General features: G+C 32.8%; 27 protein-coding genes. 14 read left to right on the plus strand and 13 right to left on the minus strand.

The genetic code is table 11. The annotated features are described in order from the left end of the window. Nucleotides 1-27: 27 nt before the first annotated feature. From FHS04_RS06390 to FHS04_RS06420, 7 genes are all read left to right on the plus strand, one after another. Nucleotides 28-3513, plus strand: a complete 3486-nt coding sequence (locus FHS04_RS06390) for a DEAD/DEAH box helicase family protein (protein ID WP_106679050.1) — start codon at nucleotides 28-30, stop codon at nucleotides 3511-3513. A gap of 87 nt (nucleotides 3514-3600) precedes the next feature. Continuing rightward, nucleotides 3601-5364, plus strand: a complete 1764-nt coding sequence (locus FHS04_RS06395; protein ID WP_106679048.1) for a hypothetical protein — start codon at nucleotides 3601-3603, stop codon at nucleotides 5362-5364. 343 nt (nucleotides 5365-5707) lie between these two features. Beyond that, nucleotides 5708-5938, plus strand: coding sequence for a DUF2188 domain-containing protein (locus FHS04_RS06400; protein WP_106679046.1), 231 nt, complete (start codon nucleotides 5708-5710; stop codon nucleotides 5936-5938). Between the two features lie 144 nt (nucleotides 5939-6082). Next, nucleotides 6083-6559 carry a Cap15 family cyclic dinucleotide receptor domain-containing protein gene (locus tag FHS04_RS06405; RefSeq protein ID WP_183408368.1) on the plus strand — a complete coding sequence of 159 codons (477 nt, stop codon included), beginning with the start codon at nucleotides 6083-6085 and terminating at the stop codon, nucleotides 6557-6559. Nucleotide 6560: 1 nt separating this feature from the next. Next, nucleotides 6561-7568, plus strand: a complete 1008-nt coding sequence (locus FHS04_RS06410) for a cyclic GMP-AMP synthase DncV-like nucleotidyltransferase (RefSeq protein ID WP_106679042.1) — start codon at nucleotides 6561-6563, stop codon at nucleotides 7566-7568. Beyond that, the gene (locus FHS04_RS06415) at nucleotides 7558-8193 is read left to right on the plus strand and encodes a hypothetical protein (RefSeq protein WP_106679041.1); all 636 of its coding nucleotides are present in this window, start codon (nucleotides 7558-7560) and stop codon (nucleotides 8191-8193) included. Before FHS04_RS06410 ends, FHS04_RS06415 begins: the two co-directional genes overlap by 11 nt. A gap of 6 nt (nucleotides 8194-8199) precedes the next feature. Next, nucleotides 8200-8901, plus strand: coding sequence for a hypothetical protein (locus FHS04_RS06420; protein ID WP_106679039.1), 702 nt, complete (start codon nucleotides 8200-8202; stop codon nucleotides 8899-8901). A 1076-nt stretch (nucleotides 8902-9977) separates the two neighbouring features. On the opposite strand, the gene FHS04_RS06425 is transcribed toward FHS04_RS06420, so the two are convergent. The 4 genes from FHS04_RS06425 to FHS04_RS06440 all read right to left on the minus strand — a co-directional run bounded on the left by FHS04_RS06425 (nucleotide 9978) and on the right by FHS04_RS06440 (nucleotide 12322). Then, nucleotides 9978-10304, minus strand: a complete 327-nt coding sequence (locus FHS04_RS06425; RefSeq protein ID WP_106679037.1) for a YegP family protein — start codon at nucleotides 10302-10304, stop codon at nucleotides 9978-9980. A 604-nt stretch (nucleotides 10305-10908) separates the two neighbouring features. Continuing rightward, on the minus strand, nucleotides 10909-11166 hold the full coding sequence (locus FHS04_RS06430) for a hypothetical protein (protein WP_106679035.1): 258 nt from the start codon (nucleotides 11164-11166) through the stop codon (nucleotides 10909-10911). A gap of 4 nt (nucleotides 11167-11170) precedes the next feature. Next, complete coding sequence (locus FHS04_RS06435; RefSeq protein WP_106679033.1) at nucleotides 11171-11566, minus strand: DUF5675 family protein; 396 nt, start codon at nucleotides 11564-11566, stop codon at nucleotides 11171-11173. Continuing rightward, on the minus strand, nucleotides 11567-12322 hold the full coding sequence (locus FHS04_RS06440; RefSeq protein ID WP_106679031.1) for a hypothetical protein: 756 nt from the start codon (nucleotides 12320-12322) through the stop codon (nucleotides 11567-11569). It abuts the gene before it with no gap. Nucleotides 12323-12480: 158 nt separating this feature from the next. On the opposite strand from FHS04_RS06440, the gene FHS04_RS06445 reads away from it, so the two are divergent. Together FHS04_RS06445 and FHS04_RS06450 are read left to right on the plus strand one after the other, a co-directional pair. Further along, nucleotides 12481-12684, plus strand: a complete 204-nt coding sequence (locus FHS04_RS06445) for a hypothetical protein (RefSeq protein WP_106679029.1) — start codon at nucleotides 12481-12483, stop codon at nucleotides 12682-12684. Nucleotides 12685-12995: 311 nt separating this feature from the next. Continuing rightward, nucleotides 12996-13202, plus strand: coding sequence for a YgaP family membrane protein (locus FHS04_RS06450; RefSeq protein WP_106679027.1), 207 nt, complete (start codon nucleotides 12996-12998; stop codon nucleotides 13200-13202). A 36-nt stretch (nucleotides 13203-13238) separates the two neighbouring features. Here FHS04_RS06450 and FHS04_RS06455 read toward each other — a convergent pair whose 3' ends face one another. From FHS04_RS06455 to FHS04_RS06480, 6 genes are all read right to left on the minus strand, one after another. After that, nucleotides 13239-13514: an ATP-dependent Clp protease adaptor ClpS gene (locus tag FHS04_RS06455; protein ID WP_106679025.1), complete on the minus strand. Its 276-nt coding sequence runs from the start codon at nucleotides 13512-13514 to the stop codon at nucleotides 13239-13241. 36 nt (nucleotides 13515-13550) lie between these two features. Continuing rightward, a complete protein-coding gene (gene prmA, locus FHS04_RS06460; protein WP_106679023.1) occupies nucleotides 13551-14387 on the minus strand; it encodes a 50S ribosomal protein L11 methyltransferase in 837 nt (278 codons plus the stop codon). A 143-nt stretch (nucleotides 14388-14530) separates the two neighbouring features. Next, complete coding sequence (gene tpiA / locus FHS04_RS06465; RefSeq protein WP_106679021.1) at nucleotides 14531-15280, minus strand: triose-phosphate isomerase; 750 nt, start codon at nucleotides 15278-15280, stop codon at nucleotides 14531-14533. Between the two features lie 57 nt (nucleotides 15281-15337). After that, nucleotides 15338-16414 (minus strand): ABC transporter permease, encoded by a 1077-nt coding sequence (locus tag FHS04_RS06470; protein WP_106679019.1) that lies wholly within the window; start codon nucleotides 16412-16414, stop codon nucleotides 15338-15340. 22 nt (nucleotides 16415-16436) lie between these two features. Continuing rightward, complete coding sequence (locus FHS04_RS06475; protein WP_106679017.1) at nucleotides 16437-17768, minus strand: BT_3928 family protein; 1332 nt, start codon at nucleotides 17766-17768, stop codon at nucleotides 16437-16439. A gap of 25 nt (nucleotides 17769-17793) precedes the next feature. Continuing rightward, nucleotides 17794-18333 carry a DUF1599 domain-containing protein gene (locus tag FHS04_RS06480; RefSeq protein ID WP_106679015.1) on the minus strand — a complete coding sequence of 180 codons (540 nt, stop codon included), beginning with the start codon at nucleotides 18331-18333 and terminating at the stop codon, nucleotides 17794-17796. Between the two features lie 115 nt (nucleotides 18334-18448). On the opposite strand from FHS04_RS06480, the gene folP reads away from it, so the two are divergent. From folP to cdaA, 3 genes are read left to right on the plus strand one after another with little or no spacing between them, the layout of a single operon-like run. Next, a complete protein-coding gene (gene folP / locus FHS04_RS06485) occupies nucleotides 18449-19273 on the plus strand; it encodes a dihydropteroate synthase (protein ID WP_106679013.1) in 825 nt (274 codons plus the stop codon). Further along, entirely contained in the window at nucleotides 19266-19922 is a 657-nt protein-coding gene (locus tag FHS04_RS06490) for a hypothetical protein (protein ID WP_106679011.1), read from the plus strand. The genes folP and FHS04_RS06490 overlap by 8 nt, the downstream gene beginning before the upstream one ends. 36 nt (nucleotides 19923-19958) lie before the next feature. Further along, nucleotides 19959-20744 carry a diadenylate cyclase CdaA gene (cdaA, locus tag FHS04_RS06495; protein WP_027880713.1) on the plus strand — a complete coding sequence of 262 codons (786 nt, stop codon included), beginning with the start codon at nucleotides 19959-19961 and terminating at the stop codon, nucleotides 20742-20744. Here cdaA and FHS04_RS06500 read toward each other — a convergent pair. Beyond that, nucleotides 20741-22507 carry an ABC transporter ATP-binding protein gene (locus FHS04_RS06500; RefSeq protein WP_106679009.1) on the minus strand — a complete coding sequence of 589 codons (1767 nt, stop codon included), beginning with the start codon at nucleotides 22505-22507 and terminating at the stop codon, nucleotides 20741-20743. The genes cdaA and FHS04_RS06500 overlap by 4 nt on opposite strands. After that, complete coding sequence (gene truA, locus FHS04_RS06505) at nucleotides 22500-23249, minus strand: tRNA pseudouridine(38-40) synthase TruA (protein WP_106679008.1); 750 nt, start codon at nucleotides 23247-23249, stop codon at nucleotides 22500-22502. Before truA ends, FHS04_RS06500 begins: the two co-directional genes overlap by 8 nt. A 97-nt stretch (nucleotides 23250-23346) precedes the next feature. Here truA and FHS04_RS06510 point away from each other — a divergent pair, with 97 nt between their 5' ends. Continuing rightward, on the plus strand, nucleotides 23347-23841 hold the full coding sequence (locus FHS04_RS06510; RefSeq protein WP_106679005.1) for a metallophosphoesterase family protein: 495 nt from the start codon (nucleotides 23347-23349) through the stop codon (nucleotides 23839-23841). A gap of 60 nt (nucleotides 23842-23901) precedes the next feature. On the opposite strand, the gene FHS04_RS06515 is transcribed toward FHS04_RS06510, so the two are convergent. Continuing rightward, nucleotides 23902-24315, minus strand: a complete 414-nt coding sequence (locus tag FHS04_RS06515) for a DUF4293 domain-containing protein (RefSeq protein WP_027880709.1) — start codon at nucleotides 24313-24315, stop codon at nucleotides 23902-23904. A 201-nt stretch (nucleotides 24316-24516) separates the two neighbouring features. Here FHS04_RS06515 and rho point away from each other — a divergent pair, with 201 nt between their 5' ends. Next, on the plus strand, nucleotides 24517-26163 hold the full coding sequence (gene rho, locus FHS04_RS06520; RefSeq protein WP_106679003.1) for a transcription termination factor Rho: 1647 nt from the start codon (nucleotides 24517-24519) through the stop codon (nucleotides 26161-26163).

Genomic DNA, 26163 nt, shown 5'->3' on the forward strand with positions numbered 1-26163 from the left:
GTTAGGTTTAATTAAGTAAAGATAAATATGAATTCAAATTTCCAGTTTCTTAAAAACGAGTTTTCCACGTTCCATGACAGAGCAGTCAAGGCAGAACAGTTGGTCATTACAGACCCACGTACATCACTCGTTTATAGCCGTATGGCTTTAGAAGAAGCTATAAATTGGATGTATGCCAATGATGAAGAGTTAGAACAGCAATATGACACCTCGTTGCATAGTTTAATGGTGCAACCTTGTTTTAAAGAGCAATTTAACCACAAACTTTATGGAGAATTATTCCTTATAAAAAAGGTAGGGAACCTTGCAACGCATAACAAACCAGTAAATGATATAGATGCGCATAAAGCTATAGAAGTACTCTTCTATTTTGGTAAGTGGTTTATCAAATCATATGCTAAAGAGTCAGTAAGTGAGATCGGTATTTTCGACTTTGATTATATTCCTAAAGAAGGTGGTAGCACGCTTTCGCGTAAGCAAATAAAACAACTGCAAGAGCAACTTGATAAAGAATTAGATACGTATCAAGAGCAACTAAAAACCAAAGAAGCCGAAAGGCAGCAACTAGCTGATGAAAATGAACTGTTTAAAAAGCAAATAGAAGCATTACAAGCGCAAATAGAAGCGAATAAAGTTGAAGCCAATGTTGAAGATGAGACACACCATCCACGTAATGAAGCCGAAACTCGTAAATACCTAATAGATGTAGCACTTCGAGAAGCGGGTTGGGATTTAAAAGGTGTTAACGATAAAGAATACAAAGTGCAATACATGCCCAAATCCACTAACACATCAGAAACTGGCTATGTAGATTATGTGCTATGGGATGATGATGGTTTACCACTTGCATTAGTTGAAGCAAAACGCACTTTAGAAAGTGCTAGTAAAGGCGAAAACCAAGCACAACTATATGCCGATAGTTTAGAAAAAATGCATGGTCGTCGTCCAGTGATGTATTACAGTAATGGATATGAGATTTTCTTGTGGGACGATCAGTTCTATAAACAAGCACGTCGCGTTTACGGTTTTTATACAAAAGCAGAACTAAAGACAGTTATGTTTCGTCGTACACATCGCAAAGACATCCGTACAGCACCTATAGATACCGAAATATCAGGACGGTTCTATCAAATGCGTGCCATAAAAAGTATTGCAGAACATTTTGCTGGTAATGATAAAAATGATGGCAAGTTAATTGGGACAAATCGTGGTGCACTATTAGTATTAGCTACAGGTACTGGTAAAACCAGAACATCCATTGCGTTTTCTAAAGTAATGCTAGAATGTAATTGGGCAAAACGTATTCTATTTTTAGCAGATCGTACCAGTTTAGTCGAGCAAGCAAAACGAAATTTTGTAAAACATTTGCCAGAACATACCAGTGTTAATCTATTAGAAGAAAAAGATAATCCAGATGCACGCTTTGCGTTTTCTACCTATCAAACCATGATGGGACTAATAGATCGTAGTCGTGATGATGAAGCACGTTTTTATGGTGTTGGGCATTTCGACTTAATTATTATTGACGAAGCACACCGTTCGATTTATAAAAAATACCAAGCCATTTTTGAGTATTTCGATGCTTTATTCTTAGGGTTGACGGCAACACCAAAAAATAGTATCGATAAAAATACCTATCATATTTTTGGATTGGCAGATAAATCTCCAACCGATGCTTATACTTTTGAAGAAGCAGTAGCAAATAATCACTTAACGCCTTATCATACGATAGAGGTGCCAACTAAATTTCTTCGTGAAGGGATCAAGTATGATGAGTTATCCGATGAAGAAAAAGAAGAGTTTGAAGAAGATATATTAGATGGCGAAGAAGCCACAGGTAACGAGTGGATTTCGTCTTCCGAATTAAACACCTGGTTATTTAATAAACCTACAGCAATAAAAACATTGCGCTACGTGTTAGAACACGGCATTAAAAAACGTGGTGGCGACGAGTTGGGTAAGACTATCATTTTTGCTAAAAATAGAAAGCATGCACAGTTTCTTAAAGATACCTTTATGGAACTCGATAAAGAACAGTTTGGTAATGATTATGTAAAAGTAATAACCCATAGCGAACCTAAAGCAAAAGAGTTTATCAATCGTTTTTGTGATGAGGAAAAAGAACGCTTGCCTCAAATAGCGATTTCTGTAGATATGATGGACACAGGGATTGATGCTCCTAGTTGTGTGAATCTGGTATTTTATAAACCTGTAAAATCATATGCTAAATTCTGGCAAATGATAGGTCGTGGGTCTAGATTACGTCCAGATTTATTTGGTGCAGGTCAAGACAAAAAGCATTTCTTAATTTTTGACTTATGTGGCAATTTTGAATTTTTTAATGAGAATCCTGAAGGGATAGAGACAAGTTCACAAAAAAGTTTGACAGAGATTTTATTTGGCTTACGATTACGCTTGGCAGAATATTTAAAGATTAATAAGTTTAAAGAAGATGATGCGCTACAAAATTTTAGAACGGAGTTGTTAGACGGTTTATATAAAGATGTTGCAACTCTAGATTTAGAGCGATTTGATGTAAAAATGAAACTTGAAATTGTACATGAATTTGGTAACGATAATCGTGAAATTTGGAACCATTTATCTAAGCGTGATGCTAAGCGTTTAGAAGATGAATTAGCACCTTTAATTAAACCGCAAAAAGTAGATACAGACTTAGCACGGTATTATGATAAATTACTTTATACGTTAATAACAAAGAGACTCGAAACACCGAACAGTGAAGAGTATGTCAATAGTTTTATGATACCGATTACTAAAGTAGTTGGCACATCCAGAAAGCTACTAAAGAAAACGACCATACCAGCGGTCAAGTCTAAAGAAGCATTAATCAAATTACCTCTAAAAGAGGATTTCTGGAAAGTAGAAGGTATTGTTCACCTTGAGAAACTAAGAAAAGGGGTTCGTGAGCTAGTAAAATATATTGATCCAGAGGATCAGCGTTACGTTACTACAGATTTTGAAGACTATATTATTGAAGATGAAATAAAAACTAATAAATTTTCAGATACAGAAACACCTGAATATACTTCTCCCTTTCAAAATAACATACATCGCTTAGAGCAGTTAATTCGTGAGAATGAAAACCATATTACTATAGCTAGAATTAGAAAGGGTGAATCTATAACTAAAGAAGAATTACAAGCTTTAGAAGATATACTGTTTAAAGGAGGTATAGATAAAAAAGATATTGAAAAGGAAATAGGTTCTCAGTTCAGTCTAGTCAAATTCATCATATCACTAATGGGCTTAAGTCCTGAGAAAGTAGATGCTGCTTTTGCAAAATTCACCAATGACTACCAATTAAACGCTGTACAAATACAGTTTTTGGATACCGTTAAAAAATTCCTGACTACTAATGGTAAGATTGAACCTAGTAAACTATATGATACACCTTTTAAGAACTATCACAGCATGGGGATAGACGGTGTATTTACAGAGCAACAAGCAGATGTAATATTCAAAATAGTAGAAAACTTTAATAAAGCCAATTAACTTATCACAAATGACTTCAATAAACTATGCGATTACTTCGCATAGTTAGGTCGTAATATTGCAGTATTAATTTTAAATACTGTTCTTATGACTGCATATCAAAACTTTTGGGACGCTGAGATAGAAACACTGCTTCAGCAATTAGACGCACCACAATCTCTAGAAGAGAACATTGTGGACACATTAAACAATTCAAGAAGAACCGGAATCTTCCCTAATCAAATTATTAATGCACTTCGTATAGGTTTGTCTTTAAAAGAAGGCAATCAGAATATGGCATTTGTAGCATCTATGCAAAGTGGTAAATCTGGTACGGTATATTTTCTGTGCAATTATGTCTTACCTGCAATAGGTTTAATTAAAGAATATGAATCTATCTTATTTGTAACCAGTATGCGTGATACAGATTTATACAATCAGAATTGTCGTGTATTACAACGCGAATATTACGATTGTGTAACAGGTGATATGAAACCTTCGGTATTAAAAGTAATGAAGATGAGTAATTTCTTTAATCATCCAAACCCTCATAAAGTCGTAAACGAATTTGATGTGCAGTTAATTGTTCGTGACGAGGACCAATATGGTTCTGGTGTAGAATCTTCATTTGAATTAGCCTTTTTTGCTGAATTGCGTTACCGTATGCCAGATATTAAATTACTCGCAGTAAGTGCAACACCTTATGATATTTTAGATGCACAATTTACTGGAGCAACAGATGTAGATGTTATAGTTGGTGTGCGTCCACCAGAATACTATGGTATTTCTGAAATGTTAGCTGATGGTGTTATTGAAGATATTCCAGAAGGGTTTAGACCATTACAAGTTCAAGAAGTGGAGGGAGAATCTGTATATACAATTCACCCAAAAACCGAAGAGTATGTAAACCATTTAAACACTTTTGAGAATGGATTAGGAATCATTAGAGAATCAAATACTACAAGGGCGATTGAGCTAAGAAGATTACTAAAAGACCAGTATAAAAAGCAATGTACCACTATCGTAATCGGATCCGATGTAGCTTGTGATTTTAGTATTAATGAAGGAATTAAGGAAATCTCTGATTTAATTCTAAAAAGAGGGCAACGTGTTGTTCTTATAATAGTTCAGGCGTTAACAGCGGGTAAAGATTTAGGTATAATTAAAGAAAAAGTACGTTTCGGTATTGAGCCAAGAGACAGACAGCTTGCAAACGGTGCGCAAGGTATAACAGGTCGTTTTTGTGGCTATCATAATAATCGTGATTTCAAATTAATGGCTAGTAGAAGCCTATTAGAACACTATGCTCAGTTTGAACAAGATTGGGAGATTTTTGCTGATGAAAACTGGCGTAACGATTTATACAATAGCAATGTTAGAGGTTTAAGTACGCATACCAAGTTTGTGAAAACTCAATCTGAAGGAGCTTTTACACCTATTGAACATATAGAAACATTGACTTATGAACAATTGCTAACTGAAGAAGGACGAGAAAGCTTATCATTTATTGATAATGATGCCTACCACCGTTTATTAGACTACTTCGATTCTAACTTTTATAACGTTTCCACAAAAGGAACACGCTTCAAACAAATGGGTGTTACTGTGCGTATTGCTTCTGGTTATAATCAAGCAAGTAACCGTGTGTATCGAAATTGGAACTGTAACCTAAATGATGATTTTGGTAATATTTTCTTTAAAAAACTTCCTTACAATTATGGTATTTTAATCAGCAACTACCCTATTGACGATGCTCGCAATACTTTAGGATTTACAGGTATAAAAATTCTTAAGTCAGGGAAGCAAGAATGGCGTAACCAAGAAACTAATGTACAAAACAATTCTATGTATGGAAATAATGATGCTGCCTAATGTCAGTCATGTCAGTAAGTTACAAATGAGTTCGTCGGTGTAAAATGTAGTTTAACTAAAAAGTGATGAGAATAAGAGATTCATAATGACAGCTTGTCAATTTAAGAAAGCCTTAACAGTTTGGAACGATCGTTGCCAACTTTATAAGCATAAAAAAAGTCCCAACATTCGACCGGAAGGACTTTTAAATTGACAGTGAGTAGTATATCGAAAAGGATACTACTCTGTATTTTGTTGCGCAAAGATACTACCTTACTTCTATTCTACAAAATACCCTTATCTCCTTTCGCGGTTTAGGTTCATCGTCTGTAAACGTTGACCAGTTAATTAATCCAGAATACAAATGAAAAATTTTCATTTAGTACACGATAATGGTGTGTACAAATTAAAAAAAGAGAATGCGCAACGTGCTTCTAAAATTATTGATACCAACAAGCCAGAGGCTATTAAAGTTGCAAGAGATTTTATTCAAAATCAAGGTGGTGGTTCTCTCAAAATCCATAAGAACGGTGGTGGATTTCAAGAAGAAAGAACCTACCCAAGAGCTAATGACCCTAAACAATCTAAAGGATAAACTATGGAGAAAGATTACTTAAAATATTACCATCCTCAGTTTCTTATAGGACTTGCTATTGTTGGATTCGTACTGATTTATCTTGCCAAAGAATCGTTTGGTTTATCTATTTCTGTTTTTGGGGCACTAACTTTACTTATTACTTTGATAACGAAATATCTATGGCAATACAAACCATTCAAATGGCTCTTTTGGATTGATGATTTTTCTGGAAGATATGAAGGTAAGCTTGTTTATCAGTACAAGGATAATAATGGAAATTTGCAGACTGGCGAACTGGAACATATTAAAATTGTTTCTCAATCTGGTAGTAAAATAAATGTGTCTTCATTTACAAAAAAAGCTGATGGCTCATTATCATCACCATCAATAAATAAAGGTATGTATGTAGAAACCACACAAGATGGTCAACACTACAATCTTATATATAATTATCATAACGAAGGTAGTACTGAACAAGGTTTTCCTCCTCACTACGGTACAGAAGTTATAAAGTTTATAAATGATGGTAATGAGAAAAAATTATCAGGTCGATATTTTACAAATAGGTCACCTTATCAAACAAAAGGAGAGTTTAAAGACCTAAAATGGGTTAGTAATAACAAAAGACACGATTTTTAAAATGGCAGTACTAAATAAAGAATATAACAAGTTTGATAAAGAAATTAAACTTAATGAAAACAGAAAGGAATCCTTAAAAAAGAGCAGAAAAGATCTGCGAAAAAAAATTAAAAAGTGGTTTAAGGATAATAAGCCTAATGAGATTCAACCTAAGTTTGGCAGTCAGGGTTCTTTTGAAATGAACACAACAATAAATCCTATAGTAACGTATGATGCGGAAGGTAATGTGTTGAGAAAATACGATTTAGATGATGGTGTCTATTTTATATACAAAAGCGAGGACGACATTAAGCAATCAATTAATACTTGGCACGATTGGATTTTTAAAGCAACTGAAAATCATACCGGTAAAGATTCTATCAGAAAAACAACTTGTGTTAGAGTAGTTTTTGCAGATGGTCATCATATTGATATCCCAATATATTACAAAGAGAATAATATAATAGAATTGGCACACAAATCTAAGGGATGGTTAGAAAGTGATCCTAAAGAATTCTATGAATGGTTTAATAATAAGAAAAAAACAAGACCTAGATTAGAAGCCATAGTACGTTGCTTAAAAGCCTGGAAAAATTTCAGGGAAAATAAAAATACAAACCTCAAACTACCAAGTGGTTTTGAATTAACCATTTTAGCGACTAACAATTATGTTGATGCAGACAACCTAGATGAGGCATTTAGAGAAACTATAAAAGCTATAGACACAGCGCTTAATAGATATGATGGATTTAAGTGTGTTCGTCCTACAACACCTTCAGGTGAAAATGTTTTTGAAGATTATAGTGATACTAGAAAAACCAATTTCCTTTCGGCACTTAAAAGTTTAAAAGAGGATTGTATCAAAGCTTCAGAGGAAAATAACTTTAAAAAAGCATCAGAGATTTTAATAGACAATCAATTTGGTTCTCGTTTTCCAAAGGGTGAAGATAAAGATGAACAATCCAAAAGTAATAATCTCAAAAAATCTTTAAGTTCAGCAATTATTACACCAAAACCTTATGGATATTAGTAATCAAATTGATGAGGTTCTAGCAAAACACAAGGGATTAATTTACCACTTAGAGGAGGATGCTTTAAGTGGTGAATTAGTCCTACCTGAAGGTGATAGCTATGAAATACGTATAGTTTTAGAGCAATACCCTCAATTCTTTCCTATGGTTTATGAAACTGGTGGCCGAATACCTGTAAAAATGGATCGTCATATGTACACAGATTCCGGGTCTTGTTGCTTCACTACGTCTGCAAAATCTCAAATACTTTTGAAAACAAAAATCACATCATTATTGAAATTTATAGACGAGATTGTTATTCGATTTTTAGAGAACAATTCCTTTTATGAAATTAATGGTAAATACTGTTACGATGAATATGATCACGGTTCAATAGGTATAGTACAATCGTATCAAGACATATTAGGTATAAAAGATATTAAGATTATTGGCAGTTTGATGATTCAACGGTTAAAAAATAAAAAGTTAAGAATAAAAGATTTGTGTTATTGTAATTCAAATAAAAGTCTTAAAAAATGTAATAACGGATTACATTGTAATAATTATCGTTTGTTCAGAATGATAGACAAAAACCTTTTATATAATGACTTAAAGCATTTTGAGAATGCGTTAAAAAACAACTAGAATTCTATGATAGATGAATTTAAAAATTTTTATGCTCGCTTCAATTATAATGAGGCAAATGGTTTTATCTGTACTCTGCCAACAGGAAAACAAAAAGAACACCTATCAATCGGTTTTGATAACAAAAGAAAAGAATTTAATATTCATTTTACCGATGATTCAATCATAGAAAAAGGGGTTAAAAGACGCAATTTTATATTTGTTATTTCGGCATTTCGCTTTTTCTTAATTATAAGACGCATAGAGTTGTTTTATCTATCTTCATTTTTGAATCTAGTTTTAAGTTCGAAAATCAACTTAGGAAGACTAAAAAAACATAAGCTAATGATTTATAATATTGAAGACTCAATTGACGTCAGAAATAAACTGTTTGAGGTCACTAAAAATGGAAAAAAATGGAAATTCAATTCTAACCTTAATACTTCATTTTTTACAGATTCATTAGAACCTATTTCTAATCTTACTAAATTAAAAAATGATTTCACGACTGTCTATAAATGGAAAAAGCAACAGCTATCACTGCAAGGTTTTATATTAAAACTTGATGATGTGAAAGGATTATATTTTATTCCTTTAAAAAAACTCAATCAATATAATCGACGCATTACAATCAACATCTATAATTATTTGAATAGTTATCCATCAGAATCAACTTTAGAATTAAGAAAAATACTATACGATAGATTGAAAAATCCAAACGACATATAGTAAATTTAGATTTTAAAATTCCACACTTCCAGCATTTACTCATTCATTCCTTTCGCAAGCTACATTCATTCAATCGCAAAAGCTTTACGTTCGTGCGCAATACTAGTTATGTCCACTACGCACCTACCTATAGGATAGACGCTCCATTACCATAACCAGTATTTTTTCCTACGCGCAATTCGTCTTTCAATTCATCTGCACTAATAATTTCAAAATTCGGGAAGGCAGGTAATAAGGTGTTCGTCAGTTGCTACATTTAGTTCCATAGTACATAATCAAAAATGCTTCTATCGTCGCATTGGTGCTTACCATAAATAGTACTACTGCGGCGTAACGTCCTCGGTCGCACTATTTACTTGTACTATTGCACACATTACGCTATTCCTCACCCATAGCTACTCTTGTGCCTTAAAATCCAAACCTGTGTGTGCTATGCACACGCATAATTTATTAAGGCACAACCGCTATTTAATGTTTTGCGAGCCTGCGTGTCGCTGCGGGCTACGACCTAAAACTTATGGCAGCATTACGTTATGAGAAGACAAAACACTAAGAAATCGATGTTTAAATAACAAGAACATAGCTAGGCTACGTTTGCTGGTATTTAAATAAGCTTCGCGGTCGAGTTCAACGTGTTTTGTCTTAGTAATAGGAAACTGTCATAAGTTTTAGGTCTACCGGTGTCACATTTTTTGATGCCAATTCAACAAAATCTGTTCTTAAATAACGTCCTACAGCCATACCACCTTAACCTAGCGGATAAGCTGGTACCGCTTCCGTCCTAGTATGTAAGAGCTATGTATTCCTTCGGCGACTTCCTACCGTCAGTCACCTCACTCACACACAGCACTTACCTATTCAATTAAAAATAGAAATCACTTTAAACCAAATCAAAAAACTGCGCCACCTAGTGTTACCACATTACCGTGAGAGTGCTCGTACCTCACACTATCACTCACAGTACCCTTGCTAATCTCGCAGTCGGCTCGCGCCTTTTAGATTACCTGCTTAAAAAACAATAGCGCATAAAAAAAACCTCCTACTTAAGAAGGCTTTTAAACTTCTTTTAAAAATTTTTAAACCTCTTCAATAGATGCTTTGGGTGCATTAGTTTTAACCGATGCAATACCATTTTCCATTCCAGAAGAAGACTCATACATTTCACTAGTTCCTATAACCTGACCATTACTGGCCTTAAGATTAAAATAGTGCTTACCACTACTCGATTTTAAGCGTTCATATCGTTTATCATCTTGTGAATTCTTACGAACAGATTCTATTCCATTCATACATCCAGCTTTAGCTGAATACCCTTCACTTGCTAATATTTTTTGACCATTACCAGCTTTTAATCTAAAACGGTACTCACTCCTAGCATCTTGATATACTTCAAATTTTGACATAATATTTGTATTGATTTGATACTAAATGTACTTAAAATAGAAATTCAAATCACAACATTAAACTCTAGTTATCAACCAATTATTCAACAGTCTTAATAATAATAAAAAAAAGGCCACAAATTTAGTTGGCTTCCATCGGCCACCACAATAATGCTATAAAGTTCAAGCCAAAGGTTTTGAAAAAAATAGCACGCCAAAAGGCAGTTCTATTTTTTTCAACCTTCCTCCTAGGCGCACGATTTTTTCCAAAAAACTTGACAGCATTGCCACGCCACTAGAGAAATCGCTTTCTTTTTTTTGTTTTTCTTTTAAAATAATACGGAAGGGTTTTGTGATACAATGAAAGTATCGGAATAAAAAAAGAGCCTCTTCGGAAGCTCTTCTTTATTACTTTTTCTTCTTTCTCGGTACTTGTCCAGACCGTAATTTTAGTAACGTCTGATGCAGTCTTTTTACGAGTAATGAAACCACATAGCTAATTACAGCGCCTATTGCAGCCATAAGTGCGGTCTTAATGAGGTCATCTGATGTGATATGAATCCACGCAGAAGATAACGTCCCACCGAGTACCGAAAATTTGATATGTGTCACATTTTGTGTCACTCTATTTAATATTCGACGCGGAATCCTTTCCGTTTATTTTAGGCACCTCTGTTTTTTCGTCAATCGTTACTGCTTGACTAACAGCAGTAGCAACGGTTCCGGCAACAGTCATATAAGTTGCTACGGTTACCAAAACAGCTGGCAAACTAATAGGTGCTGCAATAATTGCGCCACCTGCGGTAGCTAATGCAATACCTATATTACGCAAAGTTCTGAAAAACTTAGGCGTTGGCTTTTTATAACGTTCTACAATATTCATTGTCTTAAGATTTAATAGTTAATAATACGTTTTCGTTTCTGTCAAATGCTTGATAGCAAAGAGATACCAACTTTTGAAACAGCGGTTTGGAATAAGTTCCTTTTCCTATACCTGTTAACTGAGTAACAGGAGCAATACAACCACGAAGCTCACGCTTCGCGTTATTGGCAGGGTGCAGTAGTATAAGACTACGCCCTTCTACATTAGTAAGATGTAAATGATGCTTAAATTTTACCGAATACCTCGCTTTCAGCTCGTATTCGCCTTCAGGAATACAAGACACGTTTCTTTCATTGTTTAACCAAGGTAACTCAATAGCAAAACCTAAAAACTGACCATTATAGAAGAGAGCACTATTAGTACCCTCTTTATAATAGGTCCTTTGCAACAACACATTCATTTAGACAGTATCTACTTTTGCTACAGCAAGTGCATTAAATGCACCATTTTTCAACGGATACATTTGTCCATTTACTTCTTGATAAAACTCAATACCAACTACTTGCAAAATTGGAAGCGCTGAGTTTGCTGGAAGTGCAACACTCAAATCAATTGCTGCAGTATTTGCACTATCATAAGGAAGAATCGCCGTTTCATCACTCTCAAAAGTTGAGCTCTCATTGGCAAAATCAAGCTCTGCAGCACCCATTACTACCTTAAAGTGAGTAGTTCCTCCTGGAGCTGCAATTCTTACTGTTGGTGAAAATGGAGCCAAACTCACATCGACATCTCCAGTTGTACGATCAAGAGATGTAGCATAAGGAGCAAATAATGTTGCGCCTAGCTTTCCGTTAGCATTGAATTCAAAGCCTTGCAATGTAGACATATCACCGTCTTCAATGGTTCTAAGACCACGCTCATTGACAGTATCAGTTTTGGTAATAGCTACAAGAGATTTAGTCAAACGACTCACTACACGCTTGTCTTTTGCATTCTGCAAAAGCACACGAATAGCATTTCGAATCACTTTACCGCCTTTTCCAGCACGTCCAAACTCAGAGCCATTTTCACGAGTTCTCTGAAACGCAGGATCATTGGCAATACGATTGGCATCGACACCTCCTTTATAGCGCGCAAGGTGTCCATCTGCGCTTTTGTAAAAGGAAATATCTCCAATAGTTCCCTTCAATTTGATAATACCTGTTTGTCTAGCCATAATGTTCTAATTTTTTGATTATTAGACAAAAGACATTAGTTTTATAAAAGAAATCAAAAACAGCCATACATTGGTGCCACAAAATGCGTTTTATGCCATTAGAAGACATATAAACAATCCATAGTTGAGGTATAGATAAAGTATGGATAGAGTATAAAATGAGAATAGTAAGAGCTTGTATATACCCAAAAGACATACAGCGAATCACTGGAAGAAGTGAACGCTACGGTCGTAAGCTTTTAAATGACATTAAAACCCACTTTGGCAAGAAGTCACACCAATTCATCACTGCAGAAGAATTTGCCGAATATAGTGGCATTAAAGAGGAAATCATCAACCAATATCTTGAACAAATTTCATAGTATTTAATATGATTTATATAGGTTTGAATCCTTGATTTTCGTATCTTTATGATGTCCTGAGAAAGACAAAGAACTATAAAGACTTTCAATCTAAATGGTAGCTATTAGGTTAATAATCAAATAGAAAACTAAGAAAGTCAATAATACTAAGGAATTACTGACAAGGTTTGAATCCTGTCGAGGTCACAACAATAAAAAACCACGTCTATTTGACGTGGTTTTTTGTTTTACAAACACTACAAACAAAATAAATTGCTTATTATCAAGTATATATCTATATTTATTTATAACTAATCAATACTATTAAGGTTATGAAAAAAAATATGGGAGCTTTAGATAAAAGCCTACGCGTACTTATTGCTATTATTATTGCTTTATTATATTATTTAGATGTAATAGAAGGTACACTAGCTTACGTTTTAATGGCTATTGCAATTATCTTTTTAATTACAAGTTTTATTAATTTTTGTCCATTGTATAAAATTTTAGGCATTAACACTAATAGACGTAAATCATGAGACAAAAAAAGAGCCTTTTTTAAAAAGGCTCTTTTTTTATACTATTTCTGCGCTTAATCCTGCTTCAAGAAGCTTGGAGCAACGTGGTTTCAAGTCGTCGTAATCTCCTGTTTTTACTGTACACTTTCCTTTATAGTGCACTAAAATAGAACATTGCTCTGCTTGTTCTGGTGTGTGATCACATGCGTACATTAATGTATTAATAACGTGATCAAAGGTGTTAACGTCATCGTTATACAAAACAATTTCGTTATTGTTTTTCTCTAACGTATCTACTTCTAATTGTTCCTGAATTTTTTCTTTAGTACTCATATACGATGATTTTGAGAGTATTACACTTCTAAAGTATTAATTTTTAAAATGTAAAGCAACCCAATTGTTACGTTTTAACGTTTTTAAGTGTTGTAAATTATTAGCATTACACTCTTTTTCTATTAACGGAATATCTTCTTCATAGAAACCACTTAAAAATAAACTTCCGTTGGTATTTAAACATTTTGCGTACGTAGCTATGTCTTGCAATAAGATATTACGATTAATATTTGCTATTATTATGTCGTAATTTTGGTCTTTTAATAACGAAGCTTCTCCTTCATAAACCGAAATATGTTTACAATTATTGCGTTCTACATTTTCTAGACTGTTTAAATAACACCAATTATCAATATCTATAGCGTCAATTGGTTTTGCTCCTTTCATCTCGGCTAGGATAGCTAAAACAGCTGTACCACAACCCATATCTAAGACTGATTTATCTTTAAAATCGTTTTGTAAGATATGCTGGATCATCATGTGTGTTGTTTCATGATGACCTGTCCCAAAACTCATTTTTGGTTCGATAATGATATCGTATTCTGTGTCAAATTTTTCATGAAATGGTGCACGAACAGCACAAACATCATCTACTATAATTGGGTTAAAGTTTTTTTCCCATTCTGCATTCCAGTTAGTCTGTTCTATATCTTCATGTGTGTAAGTAATATTAAATTCATCAGAATTTAATATTTGAATATCTTCTAAGATATTCTGGTTCCATTCTTCTTTTTGAATGTATGCTGTTACACCTTCTTCGGTTTCTACAAAGCTTTCAAATCCTGCATAACCTAACTCGGCGATTAAAATTTCTACTGCTGGTTGTAATGGTTCTACTTTAAAATAGTAACCTTTATAAATAATATTAGACATTGTTGTTGCTATGTTTTTGCGGTTTTACCCGCGTTAGCGATAGTAGTGACATCCTTTTTTGAGGTACGAGAAAAAGATATAACGAATAGCGCGACGCTTTGCCTGACTTATATCAGGCAAAGGGTAACGCCAAAATTAATATTTTAAAATGCGTTTACAATTGCAAAAAAGTCTTCTGCTTTTAGCGATGCACCACCTATTAAGCCGCCATCTACGTCTGGTTTAGAGAAAATTTCTTTAGCGTTGTTTGGTTTTACGCTACCTCCGTAAAGTATCGATAGATTATCTGCTATATCATTACCGTATTTATCTGCTAATGTTTTACGGATAAATGCGTGCATGTCTTGTGCTTGCTCTGGACTAGCTGTCTCGCCTGTTCCTATTGCCCATACTGGCTCGTATGCTAAAACGATACTTTTAAATGCTGATGCGTCTAAATGAAATAATGCATTACTTATTTGGTTACCTACTACGGTTTCTTCTTTTCCAGATTTACGGTCTTCTAACTCTTCTCCGAAGCAAAATATTACTCGCATATTATTTGCTAATGCTGCGTCTACTTTTTTTGCTAAAGTTGCGTCTGTCTCGTTAAAGTATGCTCTACGCTCGCTATGTCCTAAGATTACGGTTTGTATACCAACGCTTTTTAGCATTGATGCGCTTACTTCTCCTGTGTATGCTCCGTTTTCTGCAAAGTGCATGTTTTGAGCGATTACTTCTATATCTGATGTACGTAATGACTGAAATGAATGCCAAAGATTTGTAAATGAAGGCGCTACCATTACTTCTGCATCACTTGTTTGTGTTTGCTTTTGTAAATCTGTTAATAAGCCTTCTGTTTGGGCTAAATCATTATTCATTTTCCAGTTTCCTGCGACGATGTTTTTTCTCATGTCTTTATCTTATTTATTTATGAATAGGTCATGATGTTGCTAGACCTAACGATAGTTTTACTCTAATTTAACCTTTGGATCTAACCAACCGTAGATTATATCTACAAAAATATTAATTATTATGAAGAGTAGCGCTATAATTAGCACCGAACCCATAATTACTGGTAAATCTAATGTGTTTAAAGCGTTTACAATTTCTTTACCTAAGCCATTCCACCCAAAAATATATTCTACAAAAACTGCTCCTGCTAACATACTTGCAAACCAACCTGATATTGCTGTAACTACAGGATTTAATGCGTTTTTTATAGCATGATTTTTTATAATTTGAAACTCTGAAAGTCCTTTTGCTTTTGCTGTGCGAATGTAATCTTGGTTAAATACTTCTAGTAGTGAATTTCGCATTAACTGAATAACTACTGCTAATGGTCTAATCCCTAAAACAAGCGCAGGAAGAATTAAATTTTTCCATTTGATGTGCATTTTTTCTCCAAAGTCGTCAAGTTCGTATAAACTTCCTGTCATTTCTAAATTAGTGTATTTGTGTAATACAAAACCAAAAAACCACGCAAATAATATGGCACTAAAAAAGGAAGGGACACTCATCCCTAAAGTACTGATAACTTGTATAAATTTATCTAAAAATGTATCTTTTTTTAATGCTGAAATAACACCTAAAAATACTCCTAAAAATAAAGCTATTGTTATCGCTGATATAGCTAAAACAAAAGTATTTGGTAATGTTTCTAAAAGTACTTGACTTACTTTTTTACCTTGTTTTGTAAAGCTTTCTCTTAAATACGGAAACTTTAATACGGTTGTAGTATTTCCTATTGAAAACAGTTGGGTTGCAGCGTATTTATTTTGACTTAAAAACGTATAATCACCTTCTGTCTTTGAATGAAATGAAATTGGTGACAAATCATTTAAATAGTATAAATATTGCGTACTTATAGGTTTATCAAATCCATATTTTTTTTTAACTATAGCTAACTGTTCGCTATCTTCATTTTGTCCCAACATCATTTGTGCTGGATCACCTGGCAACACACTAAATAAAAAGAAGATAACAGTGACTACTCCAAATAATGTGAGTAATGCGTAAAAGATTTTATTTAGTAAGTAGCTTAACAGATGTTATATTTTTATGATTAGGTTATTCTTGTTTTAGTTCAAAACTTGAGACACCAATATAGTTTTTGCCTTTTACAGTGTTTACTGAATCTAAAAATTTTTCGAAAGAACCTTCTTTTTGAACAGGAACAAGCTTATACTTATCTTTATCTAAAGCTTTAACTTCTTCTAGCGTAGCTTCTTTTCCTTCAATTAAATATAAAACTTCTCCTTGATCAACCAAAGACATATTTTTGGTAGGCTCTGGTCGCTTTACTTTTGGTAATTCAATTTCATCAGCATCATTCCAATGTTTCTTTTGGATAATAGTTCCTTCTTCAAGTTTTAAAATCCCTGGATTAGAACGTACGATGGTTTTTAAAGCTGTTTCGTCACAGAAATAATAATCAAAATTTAGATTATATTCTTTTTTAAATGTATTTGCTTCTTCTGGTCCTGTTGCTGTGATACCAATAACATCGTAGCCGTTTTCTATAGCTTTATCGGTTAATACTTTTATTGTTTTAAGACCTTCGGTTTCGGCTTTAGCCAAGTTATAATTGATAATTAGTAATACGTGTGGACGATTTAAAATATCCTCGGTATAATTTTCGCCATCTTTTTCTATTGAAAAATCATGAATTGGAGCTTCATAACCTTCTTCTATTACATTGGTTTCTACTCCAATATAAGTCCCCGAAGATTCTGGATAACTTCCATTAGTTACATACTCTACTTCTTTTCCGTTTTCTTTAAACGTCCAAGTATATTCTATTACTGGTTGTGGCGCATCTTCTGGAATGGTCATTTTTTCGGTAATATTATTACCTACTTTAAATGGTCTAAAATCTATTGTTGGCAAGTGCATTAAGACATGATAAGCAAACCCTAAGCATGCAATAAAACTTAATAATGCAATTATGGTTGTAATAAATTTACTAAAGAATGGCTTGATGTATTTTTGACCTGCAAAAATGATAAGAATCATAATTAATAGGACAACGTCTTTACCAAAACTTTCCCATGGATCCATTTTCATAGCGTCACCAAAACATCCGCAATCTTTCACTTTATCAAAGTATGCTGAATAGAATGTTAGAAATGTGAAGAATACTATCATTAATAATAAACTCCATAAAGTAAATTTCTTTTTGTAACCAATAATTAAGAACACTCCTAAAAGCACTTCAAAAACTACAACTACTATAGAAATTCCTAGAGCATAAGGCGTAAAAAATGGTAAATCTAAAACGGTTGGACCAAAATATTCTTCTAGTTTAAAAGCAAATCCTATTGGGTCATTAAGCTTTATAAACCCTGAAATGATAAAAAATATTCCGACAAAAATTCTTAAAAATCCTGTGATGTATTTCATAGCTATACTGTAACCTTTTTTTATTTTATTTTTCGTTCAAATGAATCATCGCAAAAACCGCGTAATTAACCATATCTTGGTAATTAGCATCTATTCCTTCGCTAACAATAGTTTTTCCTGCATTATCTTCAATTTGTTTAACGCGTAGTAATTTTTGCAAGATTAAATCAGTAAGACTACTTACACGCATATCGCGCCAAGCTTCACCATAATCGTGGTTTTTGTCTTCCATCAATTTTTTAGTGATTGCAACGTGCTTATCGTATAATTCTATCGCTTCATTTACATCCATATCTGGTTGCTCTACAACACCTTTTTCTATTTGTATTAATGCCATAATACAGTAATTGATAATGCCTATAAATTCGCTTTGCTCACCTTCATCTACTTTTCTAACGTCATTTTGTTGTAAACTTCTTATACGTTGCGCTTTGATAAAAATTTGATCGGTTAAAGATGGTAATCTTAAAATACGCCATGCGCTTCCGTAATCAGACATTTTTTTTGTAAAAAGATCTCGACAGGTTTTTATTACCGCATCGTATTGTTTAGAAGTATCTTGCATAAATGGTGTTCTTATCTTGATAATTTCCGTAAATTTCGCATAAAATTATTTAAAGTTCAAGGTTTAGGGATTAAAGTTTTTACAAGTTATCCCAACACCTATCAACTATATACCAATGACAATAAATTGTAAAGGAAAACTTATCGATTTAAGTACACCAAAAGTGATGGGAATTTTAAACGTAACGCCAGATTCTTTTTTTGATGGCGGACGTTATAAAGACGAAAATTCTATATTAAATCAAGTTGAAAACATGCTTAACCAAGGGGCTACTTTTATAGATATTGGCGCTTACAGCTCTAGACCAAATGCAGATTTTGTAACAGAAAACGAAGAACTGCAACGTATTGTACCTATTGTTGAGTTACTAGTGAAATATTTTCCTGAAATTATTATTTCTGTAGACACCTTTAGAAGTGAAGTTGCAAAACAAACCATTAAAGCTGGCGCGAGTTTAATTAATGATATTTCGGCAGGATTTTTAGATGAAAAAATGCTGCAAACAGTTGCAAACCTAAGCGTGCCTTACATTATGATGCATATGCGTGGCACACCACAAACTATGCAAACGCTGACAGATTATGATAACTTGACAAAAGACGTTAATTTTTATTTTTCTGAACGTATTAGCAAAGCAAGAGCTTTAGGTATAATAGATTTAATTTTGGACCCTGGTTTTGGATTTGCCAAAACTACACAGCAAAATTTTGAGCTTTTAAACCAATTAGAGCTTTTAAATATTGCCGATTTACCACTTTTGGTTGGCGTATCTCGTAAATCTATGATTTACAAAACACTAGACACAACAGCTCAAAACGCACTAAACGGAACTACTGCTTTACACATGATTGCTTTACAAAAAGGCGCAAAAATTTTACGCGTGCATGATGTAAAAGAAGCTAAAGAATGTATCACACTTTATAACCAATTACATGCTTAAAAAAATAGGATTCATAGGATTAATCACGCTCTTTTTATGGTCTTGCGGAAACGAAAAAGTCATCCAATTACCAGAAGTACAACACGCTAAAATAACTGAAATTTTAGATGTGTCTCCTGCATATATTTTTTATAACGAAACACAACCAGATAGTATAGAGCTTAATAGAAAAAATTTAATTATCTCTACCAACTGGTTATTTAATGTAGATAAACGATTGACTTTAGAACAAGCCATACCAAAAATTAAATTTTTGCAAGACAAAAAACGAAATGCAAAAATGCATAAAAATGAAGCCGCAAAAAACTATTATACTTGTAACGATACCAGCATTAAAAATTTAGGATTTATTGATTTTACAGATGTAAATTATGTTGAAGAAATCAATTCTGAAAACAATTATATAATAACAATTAATAGTTTAAATGATATTGCAATTCATCATAATGATGTAAAACTTTCAGAAGTTGATATTGATAATTTAATTATTCAACTTGAGAAAAATTTTAATAAAAATGAAGAAAACACTGTTTTGACACTTCATTTAAATAAGCAATTAAAATTTCAAGATTACATTACAGTAAAAAACAGACTTCAAAACTTAAATTTTGAAACTATAGTTATTGACAACAACGAGTATATTTTTTAATTCAATTTCATTAAATTTACAAAAACCGACTTCACTTTGGAGATATTAGATGATATTTTAAAATTCAGTTTAATAGACGTTATCGACGTTATTTTAGTTGCACTACTACTCTACTATGTTTACAAATTAGTTAAAGGTACTGTGGCTATCAATATTTTTATTGGTATTGTTATTATTTACATTATTTGGAAGGTTACGCAAGCCCTACAAATGCAAATGCTTAGTAATATTTTAGGCGGATTTATTAGCGTAGGAATGTTTGCGTTAATTGTGGTTTTTCAGCAAGAAATCAGAAAGTTTTTATTAATGATAGGTTCTACCAATTTTGCTAGTAGACGTAAGTTTTTTAGTCAGCTTAAGTTTTTAAAAATGGAAGAAAACGCTACAACAAATATTGATGCTATTATTGCCGCTTGTAATAAAATGAGTGCTTCAAAAACTGGTGCGTTAATTGTTTTAGAACGCAATAACAACCTAGACTTTTTAGCCAATACTGGTGACGAGATGAATATTAAAGTAACACAACCCATTATAGAAAGTATCTTTTTTAAGAATAGTCCTTTACATGATGGTGCAATTATAATACAAGATAATATTGTAAAAGCAACACGTGTTATTTTACCTGTTAATAACGAAAAAAATATACCACAACGTTTTGGACTACGTCATCGTGCTGCAGTTGGCGTTACCGAGCGTACAGACGCTGTAGCTATTGCAGTAAGTGAAGAAACAGGACAAATATCTTGTTTTAGAGATGGTGAATTTGTACCATTTTCTGATACTTCAGAATTAGCAGAAATTTTGAAAAAAGATTTAGTTTAAGCCACTTCAGATTGTAAAAACTGAACTTCATAAAGGTTTCTATAGTAACCATTTTCCTTTTTAAGTAATTCTTGATGTGTTCCTTGCTCTACAATTTGCCCATTATCCATTACAATAATATTATCTGCTTTTTGTATGGTTGCTAAACGATGAGCAATAACAATAGATGTACGACCTTTGGTAATCTTATCAGTCGCATTTTGAATTAATTGTTCTGAATAAGAATCTACAGAAGATGTTGCTTCATCTAAAATTAAAATACTTGGATTAGTGACGTACGCACGCAAAAATGATATTAACTGACGTTGCCCAGAAGATAACATAACACCACGTTCTTTAACGTTATAATGATATCCGTTTGGAAGACTCATTATAAAGTCGTGTATACCAATATCTTTTGCTGCCTGTATGACTTGTGCTTCTGTGATTTCGGGATGATTTAAAGTAATGTTACTTAAAATAGTATCTGCAAACAAAAACACATCTTGCAACACAACTGCAGTTTGTTGTCTTAAAGAACTTAATGTAAAGTCTTTTATGTTGGTGTTGTCTATTTTAATTTCACCGTTATTAATTTCGTAAAAACGATTTAATAAATTAATCACCGTACTTTTTCCTGCGCCAGTAGCACCAACAATAGCAACGGTTTGACCTGCGGTAACTTCGAAAGAAATTCCTTTTAAAACTTCTTCGTCTTCAACATATCTAAAATGAACATCTTTAAAGCTAATGCTTCCTTTTAAATCTTTAGCAACGATGGTTCCAGAATTATCAATTTGCGAAGTGGTATCTAAAATTTTAAACACTCTGTTGGCAGCAACAAGCCCCATCTGAAGTGTACTAAACTTATCTGCTATTTGACGTAAAGGTCTAAATAACATTGGTATCATGGTTATGAACATAAACAAATCTCCTGCTGATACAGAACCGTCAATGATCACTCTTAATCCACCAAAATATACTACTGTACCTACAGTTAATGCCGATAAAACCTCTAAAATTGCAAAAAAGATAGAGTTATACCAAACGGTTTTTAACCAAGCGTTTTTATGTCTTGTATTTATCTCTTGAAAGTTTTTATACTCGGTTACTTCTCTAGTAAATAATTGCAGAATTTTCATTCCTGTAACACGTTCTTGTACAAACGAGTTAAGATTAGAAACTTCATTTCTAATTTCTTCAAAAGCTTGTTTCATGTAACGTTGAAATACTTTTGTAGCATACAGTATAATTGGAAGCATCACAAAAACTATGATAGCAAGTTTCCAATTTACATAAAGCATAGCGCTAGAGACAACAATCATAATTAATAAATCTCTTATGATTGAAAATAAACCATCACCAAATACAGACGAAATACGTTCCATATCAGTAACTGCTCTTGTTATTAAAACTCCAACTGAAGAATTGTTAAAGTATTTCATTCTAAAATTAAGCATGTGATCAAATAACTTAACTCTAATATCTTTAACCATTTTTAAACCTAACCAAGAAGAATAGTAGATAAATAACAATTGAAAAACAACTGTTGCTAATAACAGCAAAGCCATAATAGTGATCAAGTTGACAAAGCCATCATAATCCTGCTTAACCAAATGCTGGTCTACAATTTCTCTTACTAATAAAGGTGTAGCAATACTTAATGCTCCTAAAATTAGAACCGAAACTATTAAACCGTAAAAAACTACACGGTAAGGTTTTGTATATTTAAAAAGACGTTTAAATAAGTTAACGTCAAATATGTTTTCTTTTTTCTTAGTCATCTATTTTAATGAAATCTGGATATTCTACAGCTGTTAAATATAACCCTTGCGCTGGTACAGAATAACCTGCTTCTCCTCTATTTTTTGATTTTATAATTTGATGCATATCGGCAACTTCAATTTTACCAACACCAATATTTATTAACGTACCAACTATGGCACGCACCATATTACGCAAAAAACGATCTGCTTTTATGGTGAAATGAAGCTCGTCTTCAACAATATTAAATTCAGCTTCTTTGATATCACAATTATACGTTTTTACATCTGTATGCACTTTAGAAAAGCATTGAAAATCTTTATAATCAAATAAGATTTTTGCTGCTTCTTTCATCATTTCAACATCTAATTGCTGCTTTACAAAATACGCTTGCTCTGTGTTAAACGCATTTTTTTTAAGTGAAATTCTGTATAAATAACTTCTGCTTAAAGCATCAAAACGTGCATGCGCATCAGGCTTTACTTTAAAAACATTGTGTATAGCAATGTCTTTTGGTAAAAACGAATTCAATTTATAAACTAATTGCGCTTTTTCAATAATTTGTTCTGTATCAAAATGCGCAAAAATTTGTTTAGCATGTACACCTGCATCGGTACGTCCTGCTCCGACAATAGCAACAGATTCACCCAATAAAGTACTTAACGCATTTTCTAAAACTTCTTGAACAGAAATAGCATTAGGTTGATTTTGCCAACCGTGATAGGCTTTTCCGTTGTATGATAATTCTATGAAATATCTCAATTAATCGCTTATTTTTACAAATTGAAATGCAAAGATAAGATAAAGCATTAAGTTAAAAACTTGATGATACAAGTTTTAAGAATAGTTTAATTAAGAGATGAAAAAAATACTGCTACTTTCTGATACACATAGTTACATTGACGACACTATATTAAAACACGTAAAAAATGCTGATGAAGTCTGGCACGCTGGTGATATTGGTGACTTAAGTGTTACAGATCAAATACAAAAGCTAAAACCTTTACGTGCTGTTTGGGGAAATATTGATGGTGATAAAGCACGAGTAGAATTCCCAGAACATAATCGTTTTACTATTGAAGGTATTGATGTTTGGATTACGCATATTGGTGGTTATCCTGGTAGATATAATATTAGAGTTAGAGACGCTATTAAAGCAAATCCACCACAATTATTTATTTGCGGTCATTCTCATATTTTAAAAGTTATGTCTGATAAAAAATTGGGTTTGTTACATATAAATCCAGGAGCAATTGGCATACATGGTTTTCATAAAGTACGTACCATGTTACGTTTTACAATAGATAATGGTAAGATTGATAATTTAGAAGTTATTCAATATGATAGAAAATAAAAAAACCGAAGTTATTCACTTCGGTTTTTCTTTCGCACTAATACTACTAAGATGATAGGTTTATCGTAATCTATCTACTGATTTTACAAGATCTTCATCCTTTTTAATGGCTCTATTGGCAAGAACCAAAAATACGATAGAAATGACTGGAAGAAAAATCCCAACACCTTTCTCTGAAACTCCATTAGCTTCTCCAGGTGAGTTAAGTATTCGATACACGAAAAATCCTAGTAAAATTAAGTTTAATATCATATTTAGACGTCCCAACATAAATTGAGACTTTCTATTTTTGAAATTGAAAATCGAGATAATTGCTAAAATAGCTGAACCTACAAAAAGTCCTAAAGCAAGCACTTCGTCTTTAGCATACACAACAGTTCCTTCTGCAGTGGTCCACAGATTAAACGCAAATATTAATCCGCCAGAGATAATAGCAACAATTAATAAATATACAGTTTGGATGCGTTGTAGCATAATAATTTTTAAATTTTAGGATTACAAAAATATAGTTTCTTTTAGAATTATAGAACTAAAAATTAAAATAAAAGTTGTATAATTGCATTAACGTTACGCAACACTCACAATAGCAAAGCGTTAATTCTTCAGAAATATCTTATTTTCTTTAAGAAACAATCAATTAAAAATTATAACATTACATAAGTTAATTCAACATCAATGTTTGAAATCTCACAATTAAAAGCCATGAAGCTTCCTGAATTACAGGAAATTGCTAAAAAATTGAGCGTTCCTAAATTTCGCTCTATGAAAAAATTAGATTTAGTATATCAAATACTAGACAAACAAGCAGCAGATCCAAAAGCTGTCTTAGAAGTAAAAAAGGAAGACACAGAGGATAAACCAAAACCTCAAAGACAAAAAAGAACAAGAGTTAGCAAAGCTTCAGCAGACAAGAAAACTTCAACAGAAAAAAAAGATGATAACCAAAGTAAATTAGATTTAGAGTCTGATAAATCTAAAGAAAAGAAGGAACAGCCTAAAAAAGCTACCCAACAAAATCATCAAAAAAATAAACAGTCAAATAACAACGACAACAAAAAAGACGATAAGCAACAAAAGGACAATAAAGCTAACAAACCTAATAATAACAATCGTCAAAAAAATAACAACAAGAATAACAACAACAATCAAAAAGGTAATAACGGAAACAAAGATAACCGCAACCGTTATAGAGAACCTGATTTTGAGTTTGATGCTATTATTGAAAGTGAAGGTGTTTTAGACATCATGCAGGACGGTTATGGTTTTTTAAGAAGCTCTGATTACAATTACCTTTCTTCTCCAGATGATATTTATGTATCACAATCTCAAATTAGATTATTTGGATTAAAAACAGGGGACACTGTTTTAGGTAATGTTCGTCCTCCAAAAGAAGGAGAAAAGTATTTTCCTCTTATAAAAATTAATAAAATAAACGGTCAAAGTCCTAATGTGGTTAGAGATCGTGTATCTTTTGAACATTTAACACCACTTTTTCCAAAAGAGAAATTTAATATAGCAGAAAAGCAAAGTACAATTTCTACTAGAATTATGGATCTATTCTCTCCTATAGGGAAAGGTCAACGTGGTATGATTGTATCACAACCAAAAACAGGTAAAACCATGTTACTAAAGGACGTAGCAAATGCAATAGCTGCTAACCATCCAGAAGTATATCAAATGATTTTACTTATCGATGAGCGTCCTGAAGAAGTTACAGACATGCAACGTAATGTACGCGGAGAAGTAATTGCTTCTACTTTTGATAAAGAAGCTCATGAACACGTAAGAATCGCTAATATAGTTTTAGAAAAAGCTAAAAGATTAGTAGAATGTGGACACGATGTTGTTATTCTTTTAGATTCTATTACCCGTTTAGCTAGAGCTTATAATACTGTACAACCAGCTTCAGGAAAAATACTTTCTGGTGGTGTAGATGCAAATGCTTTACACAAACCTAAGCGTTTCTTTGGTGCAGCTAGAAATATTGAAAATGGAGGATCTTTAACTATAATAGCTACAGCTTTAACAGATACTGGTTCTAAAATGGACGAAGTTATCTTTGAAGAGTTTAAAGGAACAGGAAACATGGAACTACAATTAGATAGAAAAATTGCTAATAGACGTATTTTCCCTGCTATTGATTTAACTTCTTCTAGTACACGTCGAGACGACTTATTATTAGACGACAACACAGTACAACGCATGTGGGTAATGAGAAAATACCTAGCAGATATGAATCCTGTTGAAGCGATGGAATTTATCAATGAAAGATTTAAACAAACAAAAAACAATGAAGAGTTTTTAATCTCTATGAATGGTTAA

Source organism: Mesoflavibacter zeaxanthinifaciens subsp. sabulilitoris (genome assembly GCF_014191595.1).
Taxonomy (GTDB): Bacteria; Bacteroidota; Bacteroidia; order Flavobacteriales; family Flavobacteriaceae; genus Mesoflavibacter; species Mesoflavibacter zeaxanthinifaciens.